Here is a 1,267-nt window from a genome sequence, read left to right as displayed (position 1 = left end):
ACTTTATAAAAACCACCCAGAACTACTGGTCTGGACTTTTTCATTGTTACGAAATTGAAGGGTTTCCCAGAACTAATAATGACTTATAACATGCTTTTGGTATGCTACGTCATCATCAACGTCGTTGTACAGGTCGTAAGGTTCCTCCCTCATCTCTCGTTATTCGTGGTTCTGTCAAACTTGCTTGTGCGATCGCTACTAAACTTCATTCTTTTACCGCATCTGATTTAGCACAAGTTGATATTCATACTTGGCTCGAATTACGCTCTCAGTTGCAAAAACACCACAAAGCCAGAATTGAACAGTATCGATTTCGCCGAGACCCCAAGGCTTACTTAGCTAACCTAGAGAGTCGTCTTGTCTAGTGAATTTTACCACACTAGCTTATTTTTATGTTACAGACGGTTATCCGGTTTATCCTTGTTTTATTTCCGAAGAAGACCATATTGTTAGCAAAACTTATATGACTAGAGTAGAAGGAGAAAATAGTCGTTTTAGACATTATCTTGCTCGACTACATCGGAAAACTTTCTGCTACTCTAAAACCGAAGAAATGCTGAGATTCTCTATTCGACTGGTCATACATTATCTTAAGTATGGTTCAGTTCCTCTGTGAGTGCCTAGTAGCCATATCTTTACTGCGATCGCATAATTCATATTTCGATTCAGCAACGCCAACGTTTTTAACCATTCATATTTCGTGCAGCCATATAGTTCAATTGCCACCCAACGAGCAAGCTCCACAGATCACTGCACACAAAGCAATAGTCAAAATGTCAATCAATTTATGTCGTTTTGTACGATCTATTCGTGGGTCTTCCATTAAGGCAAAGTGATCCGCTATCGTGATTTTGGGCTTGAGCTTCACGCTTTTCGAGGCTTAATTCTACTTGGGCGTATCTAGCGTTTGGGGGAGGGGGAACTAACGTGCCAGACTCCGTAGCAAGTGGGAAGATATCTGTGTGGCTAAGACTTCAGGTTCTAGGTTTTGATTTTGGACAACGAGTAGATCGTAAAGAGTCCAATTAATCGTACCAATAATGCTGTTAATAGTAATTTGAACATTAAGTGCAGGTGGATTGAGGAATATCCCTTGAGCAATACCATCTTCAATAATGGTCAATAAAATATTGCGATAGTTTAGTCGCGCCGACTGAAGTTGTTCAGTTGCTGCGATGTCACCATAACCGACTTGCATGAAGAATAGTTTGATTAGTCCTTGATGCTGATGGAAATAACGCAATGTAAGCAAAACAACCATCTGCAT

Annotated in this window: 2 protein-coding genes and 2 pseudogenes; 2 read left to right on the top strand and 2 right to left on the bottom strand. The window is 40.2% G+C overall.

The genetic code is table 11. The annotated features are described in order from the left end of the window. Positions 1-101 precede the first annotated feature (101 nt). Positions 102-365: a hypothetical protein gene (locus I8752_RS22300; protein ID WP_214434455.1), complete on the top strand. Its 264-nt coding sequence runs from the start codon at positions 102-104 to the stop codon at positions 363-365. 20 nt (positions 366-385) lie between these two features. Continuing rightward, positions 386-616 (top strand): annotated as a pseudogene (locus I8752_RS22295) (IS1 family transposase); the annotation flags it as partial. Between the two features lie 65 nt (positions 617-681). Here I8752_RS22295 and I8752_RS22290 read toward each other — a convergent pair. Together I8752_RS22290 and I8752_RS22285 are read right to left on the bottom strand one after the other, a co-directional pair. Then, positions 682-868, bottom strand: a pseudogene (locus tag I8752_RS22290) (transposase family protein); the annotation flags it as partial. Positions 869-922: 54 nt separating this feature from the next. Continuing rightward, on the bottom strand, positions 923-1,267 hold a 345-nt coding region (locus tag I8752_RS22285), incomplete at its 5' end, for a hypothetical protein (protein WP_214434454.1).

It is taken from the genome of Dendronalium phyllosphericum CENA369 (genome assembly GCF_016056275.1).
GTDB lineage: Bacteria > Cyanobacteriota > Cyanobacteriia > Cyanobacteriales > Nostocaceae > Dendronalium > Dendronalium phyllosphericum.
The sequence above is the reverse complement of the archived record's forward strand: the minus strand, read 5'-3'. Positions and strand labels throughout refer to the sequence as shown.

What these genes read in the sequence shown, in the direction of transcription:
- I8752_RS22300 (WP_214434455.1), top strand. Translation starts at nt 102, where the DNA reads ATGCTACGTCATCATCAACGTCGTTGTACAGGTCGTAAGGTTCCTCCC.